Origin of the sequence: Sphingobacterium gobiense (assembly GCF_002980575.1) — a bacterium.
Classification (GTDB): Bacteria; Bacteroidota; Bacteroidia; order Sphingobacteriales; family Sphingobacteriaceae; genus Sphingobacterium; species Sphingobacterium gobiense.
Map to the genome: position 1 here is coordinate 111,868 of NZ_PVBS01000002.1, position 17,086 is coordinate 128,953.

At 39.2% G+C, this 17,086-nt stretch carries 14 protein-coding genes; 9 read left to right on the forward strand and 5 right to left on the reverse strand.

Annotated elements, in window-relative coordinates:
- The first annotated feature begins 58 nt into the window (after nucleotides 1-58).
- The 3 genes from nadA (at nucleotide 59) to C5749_RS09665 (ending at nucleotide 4,121) form a co-directional block, all read left to right on the forward strand.
- On the forward strand, nucleotides 59-1,057 hold the full coding sequence (gene nadA, locus C5749_RS09655) for a quinolinate synthase NadA (RefSeq protein WP_105725535.1): 999 nt from the start codon (nucleotides 59-61) through the stop codon (nucleotides 1,055-1,057).
- A gap of 21 nt (nucleotides 1,058-1,078) precedes the next feature.
- Nucleotides 1,079-2,122 (forward strand): thiamine-phosphate kinase, encoded by a 1,044-nt coding sequence (gene thiL, locus C5749_RS09660; protein ID WP_105725537.1) that lies wholly within the window; start codon nucleotides 1,079-1,081, stop codon nucleotides 2,120-2,122.
- Nucleotides 2,123-2,207: 85 nt separating this feature from the next.
- On the forward strand, nucleotides 2,208-4,121 hold the full coding sequence (locus tag C5749_RS09665) for an acetoacetate--CoA ligase (protein ID WP_105725539.1): 1,914 nt from the start codon (nucleotides 2,208-2,210) through the stop codon (nucleotides 4,119-4,121).
- 197 nt (nucleotides 4,122-4,318) lie between these two features.
- On the opposite strand, the gene C5749_RS09670 is transcribed toward C5749_RS09665, so the two are convergent.
- Nucleotides 4,319-5,926: an acyl-CoA carboxylase subunit beta gene (locus tag C5749_RS09670; protein WP_105725541.1), complete on the reverse strand. Its 1,608-nt coding sequence runs from the start codon at nucleotides 5,924-5,926 to the stop codon at nucleotides 4,319-4,321.
- A 279-nt stretch (nucleotides 5,927-6,205) separates the two neighbouring features.
- On the opposite strand from C5749_RS09670, the gene C5749_RS09675 reads away from it, so the two are divergent.
- Genes C5749_RS09675 through C5749_RS09690 form a run of 4 tightly spaced genes read left to right on the forward strand, consistent with a single transcriptional unit; the run spans nucleotide 6,206 to nucleotide 10,124 of the window.
- Nucleotides 6,206-7,360, forward strand: coding sequence for an acyl-CoA dehydrogenase family protein (locus C5749_RS09675; RefSeq protein ID WP_219847960.1), 1,155 nt, complete (start codon nucleotides 6,206-6,208; stop codon nucleotides 7,358-7,360).
- A gap of 1 nt (nucleotide 7,361) precedes the next feature.
- The gene (locus C5749_RS09680; protein ID WP_245893698.1) at nucleotides 7,362-8,204 is read left to right on the forward strand and encodes a beta/alpha barrel domain-containing protein; all 843 of its coding nucleotides are present in this window, start codon (nucleotides 7,362-7,364) and stop codon (nucleotides 8,202-8,204) included.
- A gap of 21 nt (nucleotides 8,205-8,225) precedes the next feature.
- Nucleotides 8,226-8,969, forward strand: coding sequence for an enoyl-CoA hydratase/isomerase family protein (locus C5749_RS09685; protein WP_105725543.1), 744 nt, complete (start codon nucleotides 8,226-8,228; stop codon nucleotides 8,967-8,969).
- Between the two features lie 6 nt (nucleotides 8,970-8,975).
- Nucleotides 8,976-10,124 carry a glycerate kinase family protein gene (locus tag C5749_RS09690; protein WP_105725544.1) on the forward strand — a complete coding sequence of 383 codons (1,149 nt, stop codon included), beginning with the start codon at nucleotides 8,976-8,978 and terminating at the stop codon, nucleotides 10,122-10,124.
- On the opposite strand, the gene C5749_RS09695 is transcribed toward C5749_RS09690, so the two are convergent.
- Nucleotides 10,121-10,894: a segregation and condensation protein A gene (locus C5749_RS09695; RefSeq protein WP_105725545.1), complete on the reverse strand. Its 774-nt coding sequence runs from the start codon at nucleotides 10,892-10,894 to the stop codon at nucleotides 10,121-10,123. The two genes, C5749_RS09690 and C5749_RS09695, sit on opposite strands and share 4 nt — an antisense overlap.
- 202 nt (nucleotides 10,895-11,096) lie before the next feature.
- On the opposite strand from C5749_RS09695, the gene dxs reads away from it, so the two are divergent.
- Complete coding sequence (gene dxs, locus C5749_RS09700; RefSeq protein WP_105725546.1) at nucleotides 11,097-13,025, forward strand: 1-deoxy-D-xylulose-5-phosphate synthase; 1,929 nt, start codon at nucleotides 11,097-11,099, stop codon at nucleotides 13,023-13,025.
- Between the two features lie 322 nt (nucleotides 13,026-13,347).
- Nucleotides 13,348-14,775 carry a chromosomal replication initiator protein DnaA gene (gene dnaA, locus C5749_RS09705; protein WP_105725547.1) on the forward strand — a complete coding sequence of 476 codons (1,428 nt, stop codon included), beginning with the start codon at nucleotides 13,348-13,350 and terminating at the stop codon, nucleotides 14,773-14,775.
- Between the two features lie 113 nt (nucleotides 14,776-14,888).
- Here the strand turns inward: dnaA and C5749_RS09710 are convergent, their stop codons facing one another.
- From C5749_RS09710 to C5749_RS09720, 3 genes are all read right to left on the reverse strand, one after another.
- Nucleotides 14,889-15,350: a hypothetical protein gene (locus C5749_RS09710; RefSeq protein WP_105725548.1), complete on the reverse strand. Its 462-nt coding sequence runs from the start codon at nucleotides 15,348-15,350 to the stop codon at nucleotides 14,889-14,891.
- A 237-nt stretch (nucleotides 15,351-15,587) separates the two neighbouring features.
- Nucleotides 15,588-16,622, reverse strand: a complete 1,035-nt coding sequence (gene lpxK / locus C5749_RS09715; RefSeq protein WP_105725550.1) for a tetraacyldisaccharide 4'-kinase — start codon at nucleotides 16,620-16,622, stop codon at nucleotides 15,588-15,590.
- Entirely contained in the window at nucleotides 16,619-17,086 is a 468-nt protein-coding gene (locus C5749_RS09720) for a gliding motility lipoprotein GldH (RefSeq protein ID WP_105725552.1), read from the reverse strand. Before C5749_RS09720 ends, lpxK begins: the two co-directional genes overlap by 4 nt.

Here is a 17,086-nt window from a genome sequence, read left to right on the forward strand (position 1 = left end):
TTCTTTACTTTTGTATCGTTGTTTAGTCAAACTGAGGAAGCTAAATAGGATAAAACTAATGAATACGATTTTTGAAAGGGATTTGGAGGCTAAAGGATACATCGATGAGCCCATCGATCCTACGATAGATATTGTCGCTGAAATTCAGCGACTTAAAAAAGAAAAGAATGCGGTTATTTTGGCACATTATTATCAAGAAGCTGATATTCAAGATATTGCCGATTACATTGGAGATAGTTTGGGATTATCCCAGCAAGCAGCTAAAACGGATGCGGATGTTATCGTTTTTGCCGGTGTACATTTTATGGCGGAAACGGCTAAGATTTTATCTCCTTCAAAGAAAGTATTGTTACCCGATTTAAAAGCGGGATGTTCCTTGTCCGATAGCTGTCCGCCTCATTTGTTCGCCAAATTCAAAGAGCAGTATCCTAATCACGTGGTTATTACCTATGTGAATTGTACCGCAGAGCTGAAAGCCTTATCGGATATCGTCTGTACATCCAGTAATGCAGTACAGATCGTAGAAAGCTTACCGAAAGACCAGAAGATAATCTTCGGTCCTGACCGCAATCTGGGCGAATATGTAAAGAAGAAAACAGGTCGGGATTTGGTGTTATGGAATGGCGCGTGTATGGTGCATGAGATTTTTTCTCAGGACAAGATTGCCGATTTACGAACACAATTTCCTAACGCAAAATTCATCGCGCATCCGGAATGTGAAGATCATATTTTGGCGGAAGCGGATTATATTGGTTCTACCTCCGGTATGCTTAAGTTTACGATTGAAGACAATGCACAACAATATATTGTTGCGACGGAATCCGGTATTTTACATCAAATGCAGAAAGCCAGTCCTACGAAGACGTTTATCCCTGCACCGCCGAATAATATCTGTGCATGCAACGACTGTCCTCATATGAAACTGAATACCCTGGAAAAGTTATATAACTGTCTCTATTATGAACTTCCAGAAGTAGATTTGCCAATGGATGTAGTTGAACGAGCTAGAAAACCCATCGAACGGATGTTGGAAATATCGGAGAGATTGGGTCTGTAGATAGCATTGATAAGAAATAGTATGTTTGATAATAAAGATAAGACAGAAATAAACGAGTTAGGTGAGTTTGGTTTGATAGCGTATCTCACCAAGGCGGTAGAGCTTACGGAACCTTCAACGACTAAGGGGATCGGAGACGATGCGGCTGTATTGGATTTTTCTAACACGAAAACGTTGATTTCCACCGATTTATTACTCGAAGGTATTCATTTTGATCTACGCTATGTACCATTAAAACATTTAGGGTACAAGGCCGTTCAAGTGAACTTAAGCGATATTTATGCGATGAACGGTAAAGCGTCGCAGATTACGTTTTCCATCGGTTTGTCTTCTAAGTTTCCGTTAGAAGCAGTAGAAGAGATATATGAGGGGGTATTAATAGCTTGCAAAAAGTATAATGTGGATCTAATAGGAGGCGATACGTCGGCGTCCGCACAAGGATTGGTTATTTCTGTTACAAGTATCGGCTATGCAGAAGAAGCTAAAATAGCTTATCGTTCAGGTGCAAAGGAAGGCGATTTACTTTGTGTAAGTGGCGATTTGGGTGGTGCATATGTAGGGCTGCAGCTTTTGGAAAGAGAAAAGCAGATTTTTTTAGAGAATCCACAGATTAAGCCAGACTTGGAAGGAAAAGATTATATTGTGGAGCGTCAGTTAAAACCGGAGTCACGTAAGGATATTGTAGAATTATTTGAAACTTACGGTATACAACCTCATGCGATGATTGATGTATCCGATGGGCTAGCATCTGAGATACTCCACATCTGTAATGCATCTAAGGTAGGGTGTAAATTATACGAAGAAAAAATCCCCATTGATCCGATGACATATGATACCGCCCGTGAATTCGGATTGGATCCTACTGTATGTGCATTAAGTGGAGGAGAGGATTATGAACTACTGTTTACTGTTCCGCAAGAGGAGTACGATAAAGTAAAGAACCAGTTGGATATTACGATTATCGGTCACATCACAGAGGAAGCGGCTGGTTGTGAAATGATTTCTAAATCGGGAAATGTGCATCCAATTAAGGCGCAAGGCTGGAACGCATTTAATAAAGAGTAACTTTATTATAATCAAATTATAATAAAGATGCATTAAAGCATTTTTATTATCTTAGGTTGTTAGTCACTTGTAAACGATAAACGCAATGAACCAACCGATATGGACACCGTCTGAACAATATATTAAATCATCTGTTCTTTATGATTTTCAACGTTTTGTGGAGCAGCACTATAATCGGTGTTTTTTGGATTATACGTCTTTTCATCAATGGTCGATTGAACAGCAGGAGAGTTTTTGGGAAGCTATTTTGTTGTATTTTAAAATAGATTTTATCGGAGAATACAAAAAGGTTCTAAAATGGCTGCCCACATATACTGATTTTATTGATGTAAGATGGTTTGAAGGTATTTCTTTGAGCTATGCAGAACATATCTTTCGCGAAAAAAAAGGCACTGATCGAGCTATCAAATATACAGATGAGACTGGAAATTACCGAGATATTACGTGGGATGAGCTGCGTGAAAAAGTATCCTACATACAACAATTTTTGGAAGAAAAAAAAATCCAAAAAGGTGATAGGGTAGTGGGTATATTAAATAATACAATAGAGACGGTCGCTATTTTTCTGGCTGTAAATTCTTTGGGAGCCATTTGGTCTTGCTGCTCACCAGATTTTGGTGACAAAAGCATTGTCGAGCGTTTTGAACAAATAGAACCCAAAGCACTATTTATTGAGCTGGATTATCAATATAATGGCAAAACATTCTCTAAAAGAGAAACGTTGACCTATATAAAAAATAATATTCCATCTATTGAAACAATAATTACGGTTTATAAAGACGATTGGCAAGCTATATTTAGGAATTATCCCTCCCGGGAACTACACTTTGTGAGCGTCCCTTTTTCCCATCCGATATGGATTTTATATTCTTCCGGTACGACAGGTAAGCCAAAAGCTATCACACATAGCACAGGTGGAAATTTATTAGAACATTATAAAGCTCTGGCTATTCATCAAAATGTACGATCCGGAGAGAATTTTCTGTGGTATTCTACCACAGGATGGATGATGTGGAATTATGCTTTGTCTTCCTTGCTTTGTGAAACTACGCTTTGTCTGTTTAATGGAGCTATCCATTATAATGATCACCAGGCTTTTTGGCAATTTGTAAAACAGGCAAACGTGCATCATTTGGGAGGAGGAGCAGCATATTTTTCAGCTATTCATGATCTGAAAATAGAGAATTATGAACCAAAGGTAATAGGTTCGACAGGCTCACCCTTGCCTGTAGCTACTTTTGAAAATCTCCAGAAAAAATTTCCAGATACACATATCATATCATTAAGCGGCGGAACAGATGTATGCAGTGCCTTTTTATCTGGATGTGCATATTTACCTGTGTACGCAGGCGAAATTCAGTGCACGACGTTAGGTTCGGACATCGTAGCGGTGAATGATGAAGGTGCGGAGGTATACAACGAAGTCGGCGAACTGGTTATTAAGAAACCCATGCCCTCTATGCCGCTTTACTTTTGGAATGATAAAAGAAATGAAAGGTATAGGGAAAGCTATTTTTCGGAACGAAAAGGTGTGTGGAGCCACGGTGATTGGATTTCTATTGAGGATAATGGTGGTATCGTGATGTATGGACGTTCGGATGCTACGTTGAATAGAGGTGGTATCCGTATAGGCACGGCTGAAATATATAATGTAGTGAATGAAATAGAGGGTATAAGGGATAGTTTAGTTATTTCGACGGATAACGAGAAGGGACAATCGAAGATGCTATTATTTATCCAATTGCGTCTAGGAAAAGAATCGGAAATTATTGTTCCTCTTATTAAAAGCCAACTTCGTAAGCAATATAGTGCCCGGCATGTGCCGGACTTATTTTATGTTGTCAATGATATTCCTTATACATTGAGTGGCAAAAAGCTGGAAATTCCAATTAAGAAAATTTTTTCGGGTTACCCTATAGAAAAAGCTGTTTCAAAAGATGTGATGCGTAACCCCGAATGTCTGAAAGAATATATGCAGATATACTTGAACACTAACTAGCGTAAAGCATTTATTCTACTACTATTCATATTAACCCTTAGATTATATTTTGCAGGGATATTATAGGGTATTAATAGGGGTTGTACCCCTACTAACCCCCTGTTATCACCCTATAAACCCGCTACTAATACGCTGTTAACGTATAATCAGTATATAGTCCGAGGAAAACAGGAGGCATACGTATCCTAATTATGGAATTAAACTTGTATGACACCGACGTTATACCGATCCATAGCGGGATTTTGATTAGCGGCTTCTATCCCCATTGAAACAATTTTTCGTGTGTCTTTTGGATCAATAACGCCATCCACCCAAAGACGTGCGGCAGCATAGTATGGGCTAAGTTGTTGAGTGTACTGCTGTTCTATTTTGGAAAGTAAATGTTTCTTTTCTTCATCAGATAAAGATACTCCTTTTGTTTTGAGCGCAGCTTCCTGTATCTGCAATAGTGTCTTCCCCGCAGAAGCACCGCTCATAACGGCCATTTGAGCTGTAGGCCAAGCATATATCAAGCGGGGATCATAAGCTTTTCCACACATCGCGTAATTTCCAGCACCATAACTGTTACCCACGATGAAAGTGAATTTTGGAACGACGGAATTTGCCATGGCATTAACCATCTTAGCGCCATCTTTGATGATGCCGCCATGCTCTGAACGGGAGCCGACCATAAAGCCGGTGACATCCTGGAAAAATACCAGCGGGATTTTTTGTTGGTTGCAGTTCATTATAAATCGAGCGGCCTTATCTGCCGAATCCGAATAGATAACACCACCCATTTGCATTTCCGTAGCATTGCCCGGCTTCTTTGCTTTTACCATTTCCCGTTGATTGGCGACAATACCTACAGCCCAACCATCAATGCGCGCCAAAGTGCAAATTAATGTCTTACCGTAGTCTTTTTTATATTCTTCTAATGAATCTTTATCTACAATAGCTTTTAATATTTCCAGCATGTTATAGGGTTTCAGACGATCTTCTGGTAGATTTTTGTAAATATGACCGGCCGGAAATTCTGGTGATTTGCTGGAAATCCGTGAGAATTGATTTTTAGCGTTTTCACCAAATTTATCGACGATGTTCTTAATAGCATCCAGACAACTTTTATCATCGGGATATTTATTGTCCGTTACACCAGATATTTCGCAATGGGTTGTGGCGCCACCTAGTGTTTCATTGTCAATGACTTCGCCAATGGAAGATTTAACTAAATAAGAGCCGGCTAAAAATACAGAACCCGTACCTTCTACAATCAAAGCGTAATCTGACATAATAGGTAAATATGCACCTCCCGCAACACAGGAACCCATAATAGCTGAGATTTGCGGAATACCCATAGCGGATATTTTGGCGTTATTTCTAAAGATGCGGCCAAAGTGTTCTTTATCTGGAAAGATTTCGTCCTGCATAGGCAGATATACACCCGCAGAATCTACTAAGTAAATAACGGGCAGGTAATTTTCCATGGCAATTTCTTGCGCTCTCAGATTCTTTTTTCCGGTAATGGGAAACCAGGCACCTGCTTTTACCGTTGCATCGTTGGAGACTACGATACACAGCCTGTTCTTTATATAGCCCATCACAACAACAACACCGCCGTTCGGACAGCCGCCATGCTCTTCGTACATATCATCTCCTGCAAAAGAACCTATTTCTACATAGGGACGATCGTTATCCAACAGATAAACAACCCGTTCCCATGCCGTCATTTTCCCTTTTTCTTTATGTTTTTCTATCTTATTTAACCCACCTCCAAGAAGAAGTTTTTCATATTTGCTTTTGAGTGCCTTTAGTAGGTTTTCCATACTGCCATTGGTTTATTATTTGAATATGTGTATTCCCTTTCTCAAAGATAATAAAACCTGCATGAATCCAAATTCAGCAAATGCATTATTAAAGTGTGTATAAAATTACTAATACCAATAGCGAACAACATATTTTTAGAACATATGATGCTCTTGTTTAACGTGTAGAATTTAAAACTTTTTAATAGTAGGCTTGTTTTTATAGGTGTAAATTCGATTATTTTAAAATATAGCTTATTTTTTATATATTTAGCAAATATGAATGTAAACCTCTAAAATATGATACTGCAAATACAAGAAAATGAACAATTAGCTTTGGTACGGGATAGCGCTCAGCAATTTGCTAGGGAATTTATTAAACCGTACGTGATGGAATGGGATGAAAAGCAATATTTTCCGGTAGAATTATTTAAAAAAATGGGTGAATATGGTTTTATGGGAGCATTGGTTCCCGAGAAATACAATGGCGCTGGACTAGGGTATCAAGAATATATTACGATCCTTGATGAAATATCAAAAGTTTGTGGTTCCATCGGGTTATCCGTAGCTGCACATAACTCCTTATGTACGAATCATATCTTATCTTTTGCAAACGAGACGCAAAAAGAAAAATATCTTCCAAAACTAGCTACCGCTGAATGGATTGGTGCCTGGGGACTAACAGAAACCGGTTCGGGATCTGATGCAGGAGGATTAGCAACCACCGCGGTGGCTGACGGCGATTATTTTATTATCAATGGTTCTAAAACTTTTATTACCCATGCGATTAGTGGAGATGTGGCCGTGGTAATGGTGAGAACAGGTAAAAAAGGAGAAAAACATGGTGTTACCGCATTTATTATCGAAAAGGATACGCCAGGCTTTACAGCAGGTAAAAAATTAGATAAATTAGGTATGCGTGCTTCGGAGACGGCAAGTCTGTTCTTTGACAATTGTCGGGTACATCAAAGTCAAGTCATTGGCCAGGTAGGAGATGGGTTTGTCCAAGCATTAAAGCTCTTGGATGGTGGACGTATTTCTATTGCTGCGCTTTCATTAGGTATTGCTCGCGGAGCATATGAGTGCGCGCTGCGGTATGCGAATGAGCGAGAGCAATTTCAACAAAAGATTTTTGATTTTCAAGATGTAGGGTTTACGATAGCGGATATGGCCACAAAAATCGACGCCGCTGAATTATTAATTCGAAAAGCAGGTCATTTAAAAGATACAGGTCAAAAAGTTACAAAGGAAAGCGCAATGGCGAAGTATTATGCTTCCGAAATAGCTGTAGAAGTATCCAATCAAAGTGTACAAGTGCATGGTGGTTATGGTTTTACAAAAGATTATCCGGCAGAAAAATACTTTAGGGATGCTAAATTATGTACGATCGGAGAGGGAACAAGCGCTATACAAAAGATGGTTATTGCGAGGGAAATTAAAAAAGATGTCCAATAACGTGATACAATTAATAGAATGTCCTCGAGACGCCATTCAAGGTATTCAAGATTTTATTCCTACAGCTAAAAAAATAACTTATATCAATCAATTGATTGATAGTAATCTATTCTATTGTATTGATTTTGGGAGTTTTGTATCGCCTAAGGCGGTCTCGCAGATGCAGGATACAGCACGGGTTTTAGCGGGGATCGAAAAGAAAAATGAAACTAAATTATTAGCGATTATAGTCAACGAAAGAGGAGCTGAAATAGCTAAACCGATGGATAAAATTGATTTCTTGGGCTATCCATTTTCTATCTCCGAAACGTTTCAGCGCCGTAATGCAAATTCTACTATTGCAGAATCTTTTCGACGGGTTGAACGGATTAAAAACATCATGGCTTCGGGTAAACAAGAAATCGTGATATATATATCCATGGCATTTGGCAATCCTTATGGCGATTCGTGGAATACCGACTTGGTATTGAAATGGATAGAAGAACTTTCCGCCTTGGGCATATCTCGCTTTTCTATAGCCGATACAACGTCAGAAGCATCGCCAGAAAGTATTAAAATGTTGTTTTCACTGATAAAACGCACCTTTCCAGCATTAGCATTTAGTGTTCATTTACACAGTAAGGAAGAAAATGCGCTTTCGAAAATCGAAGCGGCCTACGATGTGGGCTGTCGTGTTTTTGAGGGTGCTATCCTAGGGTATGGCGGCTGTCCATTTGCACAAAATGATTTGGTTGGTAATATTCCCATGGAAATGTTGTTACGGCGTTTCAAAAATGTGGAAAATGAAAGTAAAATACAGGCGCTGTTGGAGGGGTTTCACGAATTGATTCTTTTTAAGAAATAGAGAAAACGATATCTTTGTTATATGCAGGCAGTAACATATCAATACATTAAGGTAAACAAGGTAGATTTCTGTATGGAAGTTATGCTTGCACGGCCGGAGAAACGGAATGCGTTTACGCCGACGATGGTGAATGAAATAGCACATGCTTTTCAAAATGCTAATGAAGATGACACGGTTAAAATTGTTATATTGAAAGCCGAAGGACCCGTGTTTTGTGCCGGAATGGATTTAAATACTTTTGAAAACGAAGAACTTGATATACGTAACCCGCTAATCGAGAATAAAAATATATCTTTAGGCGAAGTGTTTACAGGCTTGCACAAACCATCGGTAGCTATTGTAGAAGGAAATGTTATTGCTGGCGCATTTCTGATGATTGCAGGATGTACGTATGTATTCTGTTCGAAAAATGTGCAGTTCCGATTGCCGGAATTAAACTTGGGCATATTCCCTTTTCAAGTTATGGCGAGTTTGATGCGGATAATGCCTGAAAAGAAAATGCTGCAGCTTTGTTTGTACACCGACTATTTTTCTGCTCAGGAAGCGGTGGAATATGGTTTGGTAGACGGTTTTTTGGAAGAGATAGATATAGCAGCCTTTTTAGTTAGATTTAAAGATATGAGCGCTTCTGCTGTTGTTTCAGGTTTTAAAGCAGCGAGAGAACTTCCGTCGGTGGCTGTTGAAGACAGATATAATTTTTTACTGAAAACCTTGCATGCACTGAAGTCTTCTGCAGATGTGAAGGATAGAATTTTTAGAAAATAACACCCCATGTTACATGTACTTATTGCACCAAATGCTTTCAAACATAGCCTGAACGCGCGCCAAGTTGCAGAAGCTATACACGCTGGTTTTTCACAGAGTCGTTTGAATTGTCGCACAACGCTGTTTCCTATTGGTGATGGGGGCGATGGTACATGCAAGCTACTACATGGAAAATTAGGAGGCAAGCTGGTCACGACGGTTGTTTCGGGACCGCTAGGAAAGCCAATTGAAGCTTCTTACAGTCTGGTGGAAGAAGAAAAAACAGCGATCATTGAAATGGCTGAAGCATCGGGTATACACTTGATAGAAAAAGAAGAGCGAAATCCGCTTCATGCGAGTAGTAAAGGTACGGGGGAACTAATTCTACATGCATTAAATCACGCTAAGGTAGACCAAATCATTCTGGGGATGGGGGGATCCGCCACGGTGGATGGGGGATGTGGTATACTTCATGCGCTTGGCATACGTTTTTTTGACGGAAAAGGAAAGGAGCTTGACCCCATTCCCGAACAATTGCAGAATGTGGCACGTATTGATACAGGTAAATTGAACAAAAGTGTATTAGACTGCGATATCAAGATTCTTTGCGACGTAGATAATCGTCTTCTCGGAGAAGAGGGAGCAGCATATGTTTTTGGACCTCAAAAAGGCGCTTCTCCAACTCAATTGGATGTTTTGGACAAATTTCTATATCAGTTAAATGATATTGTTTTACAAACAACCGGAAAGAATATGGCAGACGTTGTTTCGGGAGGGACAGCCGGAGGAGCTGCTGCTGGGATGTATGCACTAGCAAATGCACAATTAGTAAACGGAATAACCTATTTCCTGCAAAAGACAGACTTTGAAGGAATACTCAAAACTGCGGATTGGCTAATCACGGGAGAGGGTAGTCTAGATGAGCAAACGCTCTCGGGGAAGGCTCCGGCAGGTGTAGCTTTGTTAGCAAAGCAACATGGAATTCCCGTTATTGGTATAGCTGGAAGAGTACCATTAGCACCTTCGTCCCTCCTGTTAAGCCTGTTTGATGTTCTTCTGCCCATTAGTCATGAAGCTATGTCGCTGGAAGAAGCACTTGACAATACAGAAAAGAATCTTTATCGGACAGCTCAAGCCTTAGGAAATCTACTGAGTTTCAGTAATAAAAGTGTTTAAGCTACGTCTTCGGACTTGTAGGAAAGCCCTTCTTTTTTGCCGATTGAAAAATTATTGAACCCTAATCCTATTTCTATTTCCAATAAGCGTTGTTGGAGCATCTCCAGAATAGCCAAAAAATTGAATACAAGCTGTACCTTATCCGCTGAATTTTTGATGATTTGCTGGAAATCCAATTTGTTGTTTATTTCTATCAGTTTGGCAATGGCCGTCTTCTGCTGTTCGATAGTATATGGAAATTTTACGACCGTATGGGTGGCTTCTTGAATACGATGGGTAAAACTGAACATCAATTTTTCATATACCATCAAGAGTTTGTATAGGTCGAAAGAAGATAATTCTTCCTCTGTAGTATCGGTGTAACGCGCAATTTTATTGTCCCGGGCTATATTTTCCCGAGCATGTAGCCGTGTCCGGTTTTCTTCCAATATACGTAACTCCTCACAGACCTCCTTAAACTGCTTGTAAAGAATAAGCTTTTGCGTTAGTTCTTTTTTCAGGTCTATCTCGTTTTCCGCATCATCTAGATCTGGGCGAGGTAAAAGCATCTTGGCCTTGATACGCATCAATGTGGAAGCCACAAATATAAATTCACTAGCGAGCTCTATATTCAGGGACTGCATTTTCTGAATATAGCCCAAAAAATCATCTGTTATTTTAGAGATCGGAATATCGTGAATGTTTAATTCATCCCTTTCAATAAAGAAAAGTAATAGATCGAAGGGACCTTCAAATTGGGCGAGTTTGATTTCGTAACCAGCTGTTTGCATATCCTCTCAAAAATAAAGAATTGTGTGCTAAAGCTATTTTATATTTTATCCACAATTGGGATTCTATTAACAATTATATAACAATTTTTATACACTTACATCATTTCGGCCTTAACTGGAATAAACTTTTATTTGCTTTTATTGTTCTGTAGTTTAGGGAATAAGTTATTAAGTTTGTAACTTATTTTATATAATTAAAGAAATGCAAGTAGAGGCAGGTCCACTATTACAAAAGATAAATTACCCGTCAGATCTTAGGAGGCTGAAAACAAGTGAATTGGAAGAGGTTTGCCGTGAATTGAGGCAATTCATTATCGATATCGTTTCGGTCAACGGCGGACATTTTGCAGCGAGCTTGGGTGTGATAGAATTAACCGTAGCGTTACATTACATATTGGATACACCTTACGATCAAATCATCTTTGATGTAGGGCATCAAGCGTACGGGCACAAGATACTAACAGGAAGAAAAGAAATCTTTCATACGAATCGGATTTTTGGCGGAATATCAGGTTTTCCAAAAAGAAGTGAGAGCGAATATGACGCTTTTGGGGTAGGGCATTCTTCTACTTCTATTTCAGCAGCGCTGGGAATGGCTGTTGCTTCAGAATACAAAGGAGAGAAAGACAGGCAACATGTGGCCGTTATCGGTGACGGTGCGTTAACTGGAGGCATGGCTTTCGAGGCATTAAATCATGCAGGGATTGAAAAATCTAATTTATTGGTTATACTCAATGATAACTGCATGTCTATTGATCCCAATGTGGGAGCAATGAAGGAGTATTTGACCAGTATTACTACATCCAGAAGCTACAACAAGTTTCGAGATGAATTGATTGCCGTATTAGCAAAGATTTCGAAGAATGGACCAGATGCTTATGGATGGGCAAAGAAACTAGAACAAAGTATTAAAGGTACATTGTTGAAGAATGCCAACTTATTTGAATCGCTGAATTTCCGTTATTTTGGTCCGGTGGATGGGCATGATGTGACAAAATTAGCGAAAACGATCGAAGATCTTAAACATATTCCCGGACCGAAGTTACTACATGCAGTAACCGTGAAGGGCAAGGGGTATGCATTAGCAGAGAAGGACCAAACAAAGTGGCATGCTCCCGGTTTATTTGATAAAATAACCGGAGAGATTAAGAAGTTGGTTTTAGATAAACCACAGCCACCTAAATATCAAGATGTGTTTGGGTATACTTTAGTAGAGTTAGCGGAAGCCAACGATAAAATTATGGGCATTACACCAGCAATGCCTTCTGGATCATCGCTAAATGTTATGATGAAAGCCATGCCTAACCGAGCTTTTGATGTCGGTATAGCTGAGCAACACGCAGTAACCTTTAGTGCTGGTTTAGCTACACAGGGATTAATACCGTTCTGTAATATATACTCGTCGTTTATGCAACGGGCGTATGATCAGGTTATTCATGATGTGGCACTGCAAAAACTGAATGTAGTCTTCTGTCTAGACCGCGCAGGAATTGTCGGGGCCGATGGCCCAACACATCATGGGGCATATGATATCGCATATATGCGCTGTGTTCCTAATTTGATTGTTTCCGCTCCAATGAATGAAGAGGAGCTTCGGAATCTCATGTATACGGCGCAATTACCAGATACTGGGCCATTTGTTATTCGTTATCCACGTGGTAGCGGCGTCATGGTAGACTGGAAGCGCGCATTTTCTCAGATAGAAATAGGGAAAGGACGTAAATTACATGATGGCGAAGAAGTTGCTATTCTGACCTTCGGTACTATTGGAAATGAAGCAGTAAAAGCTGTTCAAATATTGAATGAAGAAGGTATTTATCCCGCCCATTATGATTTACGGTTTGTAAAACCACTGGATGAAGTGTTGCTCCATGAAGTCTTTAAAAAATTTAATAAAGTTATCACCGTGGAGGATGGTAGTGTTATGGGGGGAGTCGGTTCTGCTGTTTTAGAATTTATGGCAGACCAGGGTTATAAGGCAACATTAGTTCGTCTAGGAATTCCTGATGAAATCGTTGAACACGGCGAACAAGCAGAACTATGGAAACTATGTGGATATGATGCACCTGCTATCGTGAAACAGGTAAAAAAATTGACTGCGGGAATCAAAACAGATACCATGGTGTCTTAATAGAATTCAATAAAAATTCTTTATATTTATAAGCGAAATAAACCTAATAGTTTTCCACATTAAAGCAGGTCATATATTGTTTTTAGGTGGAAATAGCGGTTTTTAAAAACTTAAATTTAAGATGTTGAAAAAATATTTTTAAGTGGTATTTTAATTCGAAAACAGGTCTTTTTTTTGTTTAAATTACTGATTTATAATTATTTATGTTTTTTTTAACTTTTTAGTTTTTTTGGTCGTTTTTTTTTGTCATCTTCGTCTTAAGTGAAAGTTTTAAACAATTTTTTTGTCAAATATTGGTTTTCAAGTTATTAACAATTTAAGAATGGAAAAAACGTGTACAAGTGTTTGGAATAGCTGTCTTCAGATCATTAAAGACAATATACCTGCGCAAAGTTTTAAGACCTGGTTTGAGCCTGTTAAAGCGGTAGGTTTAAATGGGAACGTTTTGACTATTCAAGTACCTTCGGTGTTTTTTTACGAGTGGTTGGAAGAACATTATGTCGGTATTCTGCGTAAGACAATTAAGAAATTTCTAGGTGAACAGGGGCGTTTGGAGTACAACATTATTGTAGATAAGTCTTCTGCCAATACACCTTACACCACTAATATTCCTTCCAATGGAAACGGTGCTGAGGGTAAAAAACAATCTATCCCTGTTCCTGTAGCACTGAACAAGAATATCAAAAATCCTTTTGTTATTCCTGGTTTAAAAAAGCTACAGGTTGACCCCCAACTAAATACCCATTACACATTTGATAATTTCATTGAAGGGGAATGTAATCGATTGGCTCGTTCTGCAGGTTTCGCTGTAGCAAACAAGCCGGGAGGAACTTCTTTCAACCCCTTGATGCTCTATGGCGACGTAGGCTTAGGAAAAACGCATTTGGCACAAGCCATCGGTAATGAGATCAAAAAGAATTTAGCAGACAAATTGGTCATATATGTTTCTTGTGAAAAATTCTGTCAGCAATTCGTGGACTCGTTGAAAAATAATACCATTAACGATTTTGTGAATTTTTACCAAGCTATGGATGTGATTATCATGGATGATGTGCACAATTTCGCAGGTAAAGAAAAGACGCAAGATATTTTCTTTCATATTTTCAATCATTTGCATCAGTCCGGCAAGCAAATTATCTTAACGTCGGACAAACCACCTAAAGATTTATCCGGTCTAGAAGAACGTTTATTAAGTCGTTTCAAATGGGGATTGTCTGCAGATATTCAAATTCCGGATTTGGAGACCCGAATGGCTATCTTGAAGAAAAAAATGTATTCCGATGGTATCGAGCTACCAGAAAATGTCGTCGAATTTGTTGCTACGCAGATTGATAATAGTGTACGAGAGTTAGAAGGTGCTATGGTATCACTTTTGGCCCAATCTACGTTAAACAAAAAGGAAATAGACATAAATCTGGCCAAATCCATGTTGAAAAACTTTGTGAAAAATACACACAAAGAAATCTCGATGGAATATATTCAAAAACTCGTTTGTGAATATTTTGAGGTACCGGTGGAGATGGTAAAATCAAAAGTTCGAAAGCGCGAGATTGTACAGGCTCGTCAAATCTCCATGTATTTAGCAAAAAATCATACAAAATCTTCGTTAAAAACAATTGGAAATTTCTTTGGAGGACGAGATCATTCTACGGTGATCTATGCTTGCCAAACAGTAGAAGATTTGATTGAAACAGATAAGAAATTTAAGACGTATGTTCAGGATATTCAGAAGAAGCTGAAGTCGTCTTAAAAAAGCAGAAAGGATACGTCACTGTCTATCCTTGATTTTTGAATGTAAAAAAATGCGAAACCAATTCATTCTGGTTTCGCATTTTTCTTGAATCAACCTCTAGTTATGCAGCACTACTCTCCCATTGGCTGTTGTGGCTCCGGTTGTTGTGGTTCCATCGGTTGCTCTGGTTGCTGTGGCTCCATAGGCTCTTGCGGCTGGGTTGGTGGCGTGACAGGAGTAGCTGGCGCGGGTGTTTCTTCTCTAGGGCGCTCAGCGATTATCCTATCGTATAATGTTTTTTGCTCATCAGACAATTGTTCCTTGATTTGAGCATCTGTTGTCTCCTGCAATCTACCTTTCGCCTCAGCTACTGCTTCCGGCGATTGTGACGCGTCTGCTTTTAATGCTTGCTTTGCTTTTGCATGTTCCAAGACGATGTCATAGATAGAAGTTTGTTGTTCATCTGTCAACGTTAGTTTTTCGGTTAACTTTGTTACTTTTTCTTTTGCTTTGTCTTCCGGGTTTGCATCCTGGGCAAATGTTAATGTCAGCGCAAATAATAAGCTGATTCCGGTTAAAAATAATTTTTTCATGACACTATATTTTAATTGTTAAATCACATAATAAATGTGTTATCATAGTATAGAACACATTTTCTACAGGTTTGTTGTATGCAATGTATCAAAAGTGTTACATTTTAACATTTCTTAACGGCATTCCCGTATAAATACAGTTTAATCACGTGCTAACCTCCCTGTTTTGCGTATAACGCATAGCACAGCATTCTGAAGGATTACAAGAAGTGAACATTAGGAATTAACGAAATTACGCTATTCAAAAGAGCATGCACGCATCACGATGTTGTTGAAGGTAGCCGCTTGGTCAAATAAAAAAGCTTGCTCTATAGGAAGAAAATATACGGGATGTTGAGCAATGAACGAGGACGGTAGCCGTTGCATATCTTTTTCTGTCGTAATAATAACTTTTTGAGGAGCGTCGATATGTTGAAGGGTTTGGCTTATTCTATGGAGATCACTTGGCGAGAATTCATGATGATCAGGGAAAGACAAGTGAATGATTTTTTTCAATTGTGGTTCTAGATGAGCTAGCAGCGGTTGCGGTTTTGCGATACCGGTTACGACCACCGCACAGGTATCATGAAGTTGCGCTTCGCATAGCAGTATACCACCTGTTGTTTGTAGTGTTTGGTAGGCTATTTTTGTATAAAATATGGGGACCACCGTATATTTGCGAAGTCGAGACTCTAAAGAAAACCTTATTTGTGCGGAAATTTTTTGTGGACATTTGGTAATTACGATTACATCAGCGCGTTTACACCCCAACAGAGGCTCTCTAAAATTTCCAGTGGGTAGCGGAATAACGGGATGCTGTAAGGATTCGTAGTCAAGTAACAGTATAGAAAAGCTCGGACGTAGCTTCCGATGTTGATAGGCATCGTCCAAGAGCACAGTATCGACTTGATCTTGAATCCGTTGAATGCCATGTACGCGGTCTTCACAGACGGTCACCATCACATCTGGAAATTTCCGTTTTATTTGGAGGGGTTCGTCTCCCACGAGTTTAGCGGAATCCTGTACATCGACATATCGAAATCCTTTGGTTTTTCGCCCATACCCTCGACTGAGAACGGCTACGTTTAGGCGGGCTTTAATCAATCGGAGTACGTATTCCGTCATCGGACTTTTTCCTGTACCACCCACCGACAGGTTTCCGATAACGATTACCGGAAAATGAAAAGAAGTACTATTATAGAGTTGGTTATCGTAAGCCCAGTTTCGAAGCAGTACCGCCGTTGCGTATAAGATACTAAACGGAAAAAGCAACCAACGGATGAACCTAATCATTTCTTTCTAACAATTTTTAAACCAATATCGGTAATATTCGATATCGGATCTTCCTGCATATTTTGCTCTATTTCGAAAGTATAAATGCCTGTATCGGGGAAAATATAGTCTTCCTTCAAAAGCAAGCTGTTTTCATATAGGTTTCCCGCACTTTTTCCTGTCCATCTACCATCGGTGGTCGCTAGCGTAAGCTCGTGCCTGTAGGAGGTATCCGCTAACTGCGGTCCCGTTTCGTGTAATAAAAAAAACATGTTCGCATAATCATATTCGCCACTATGTCTTATATAGGCCCAAATATCGTATTTAGCACCATTTTCGGTTATATGTACTTGAAAAGCTTGTTTCTCATGATGATGCCATTGTCTGTTCGGTACCGTTTTATAAACGTCATAAAAAGGCTGATTGGAACAAGCCAGCATGAGAAATAACAGACTAAACCCGACAACTTTTTTATGTGGCTTCAT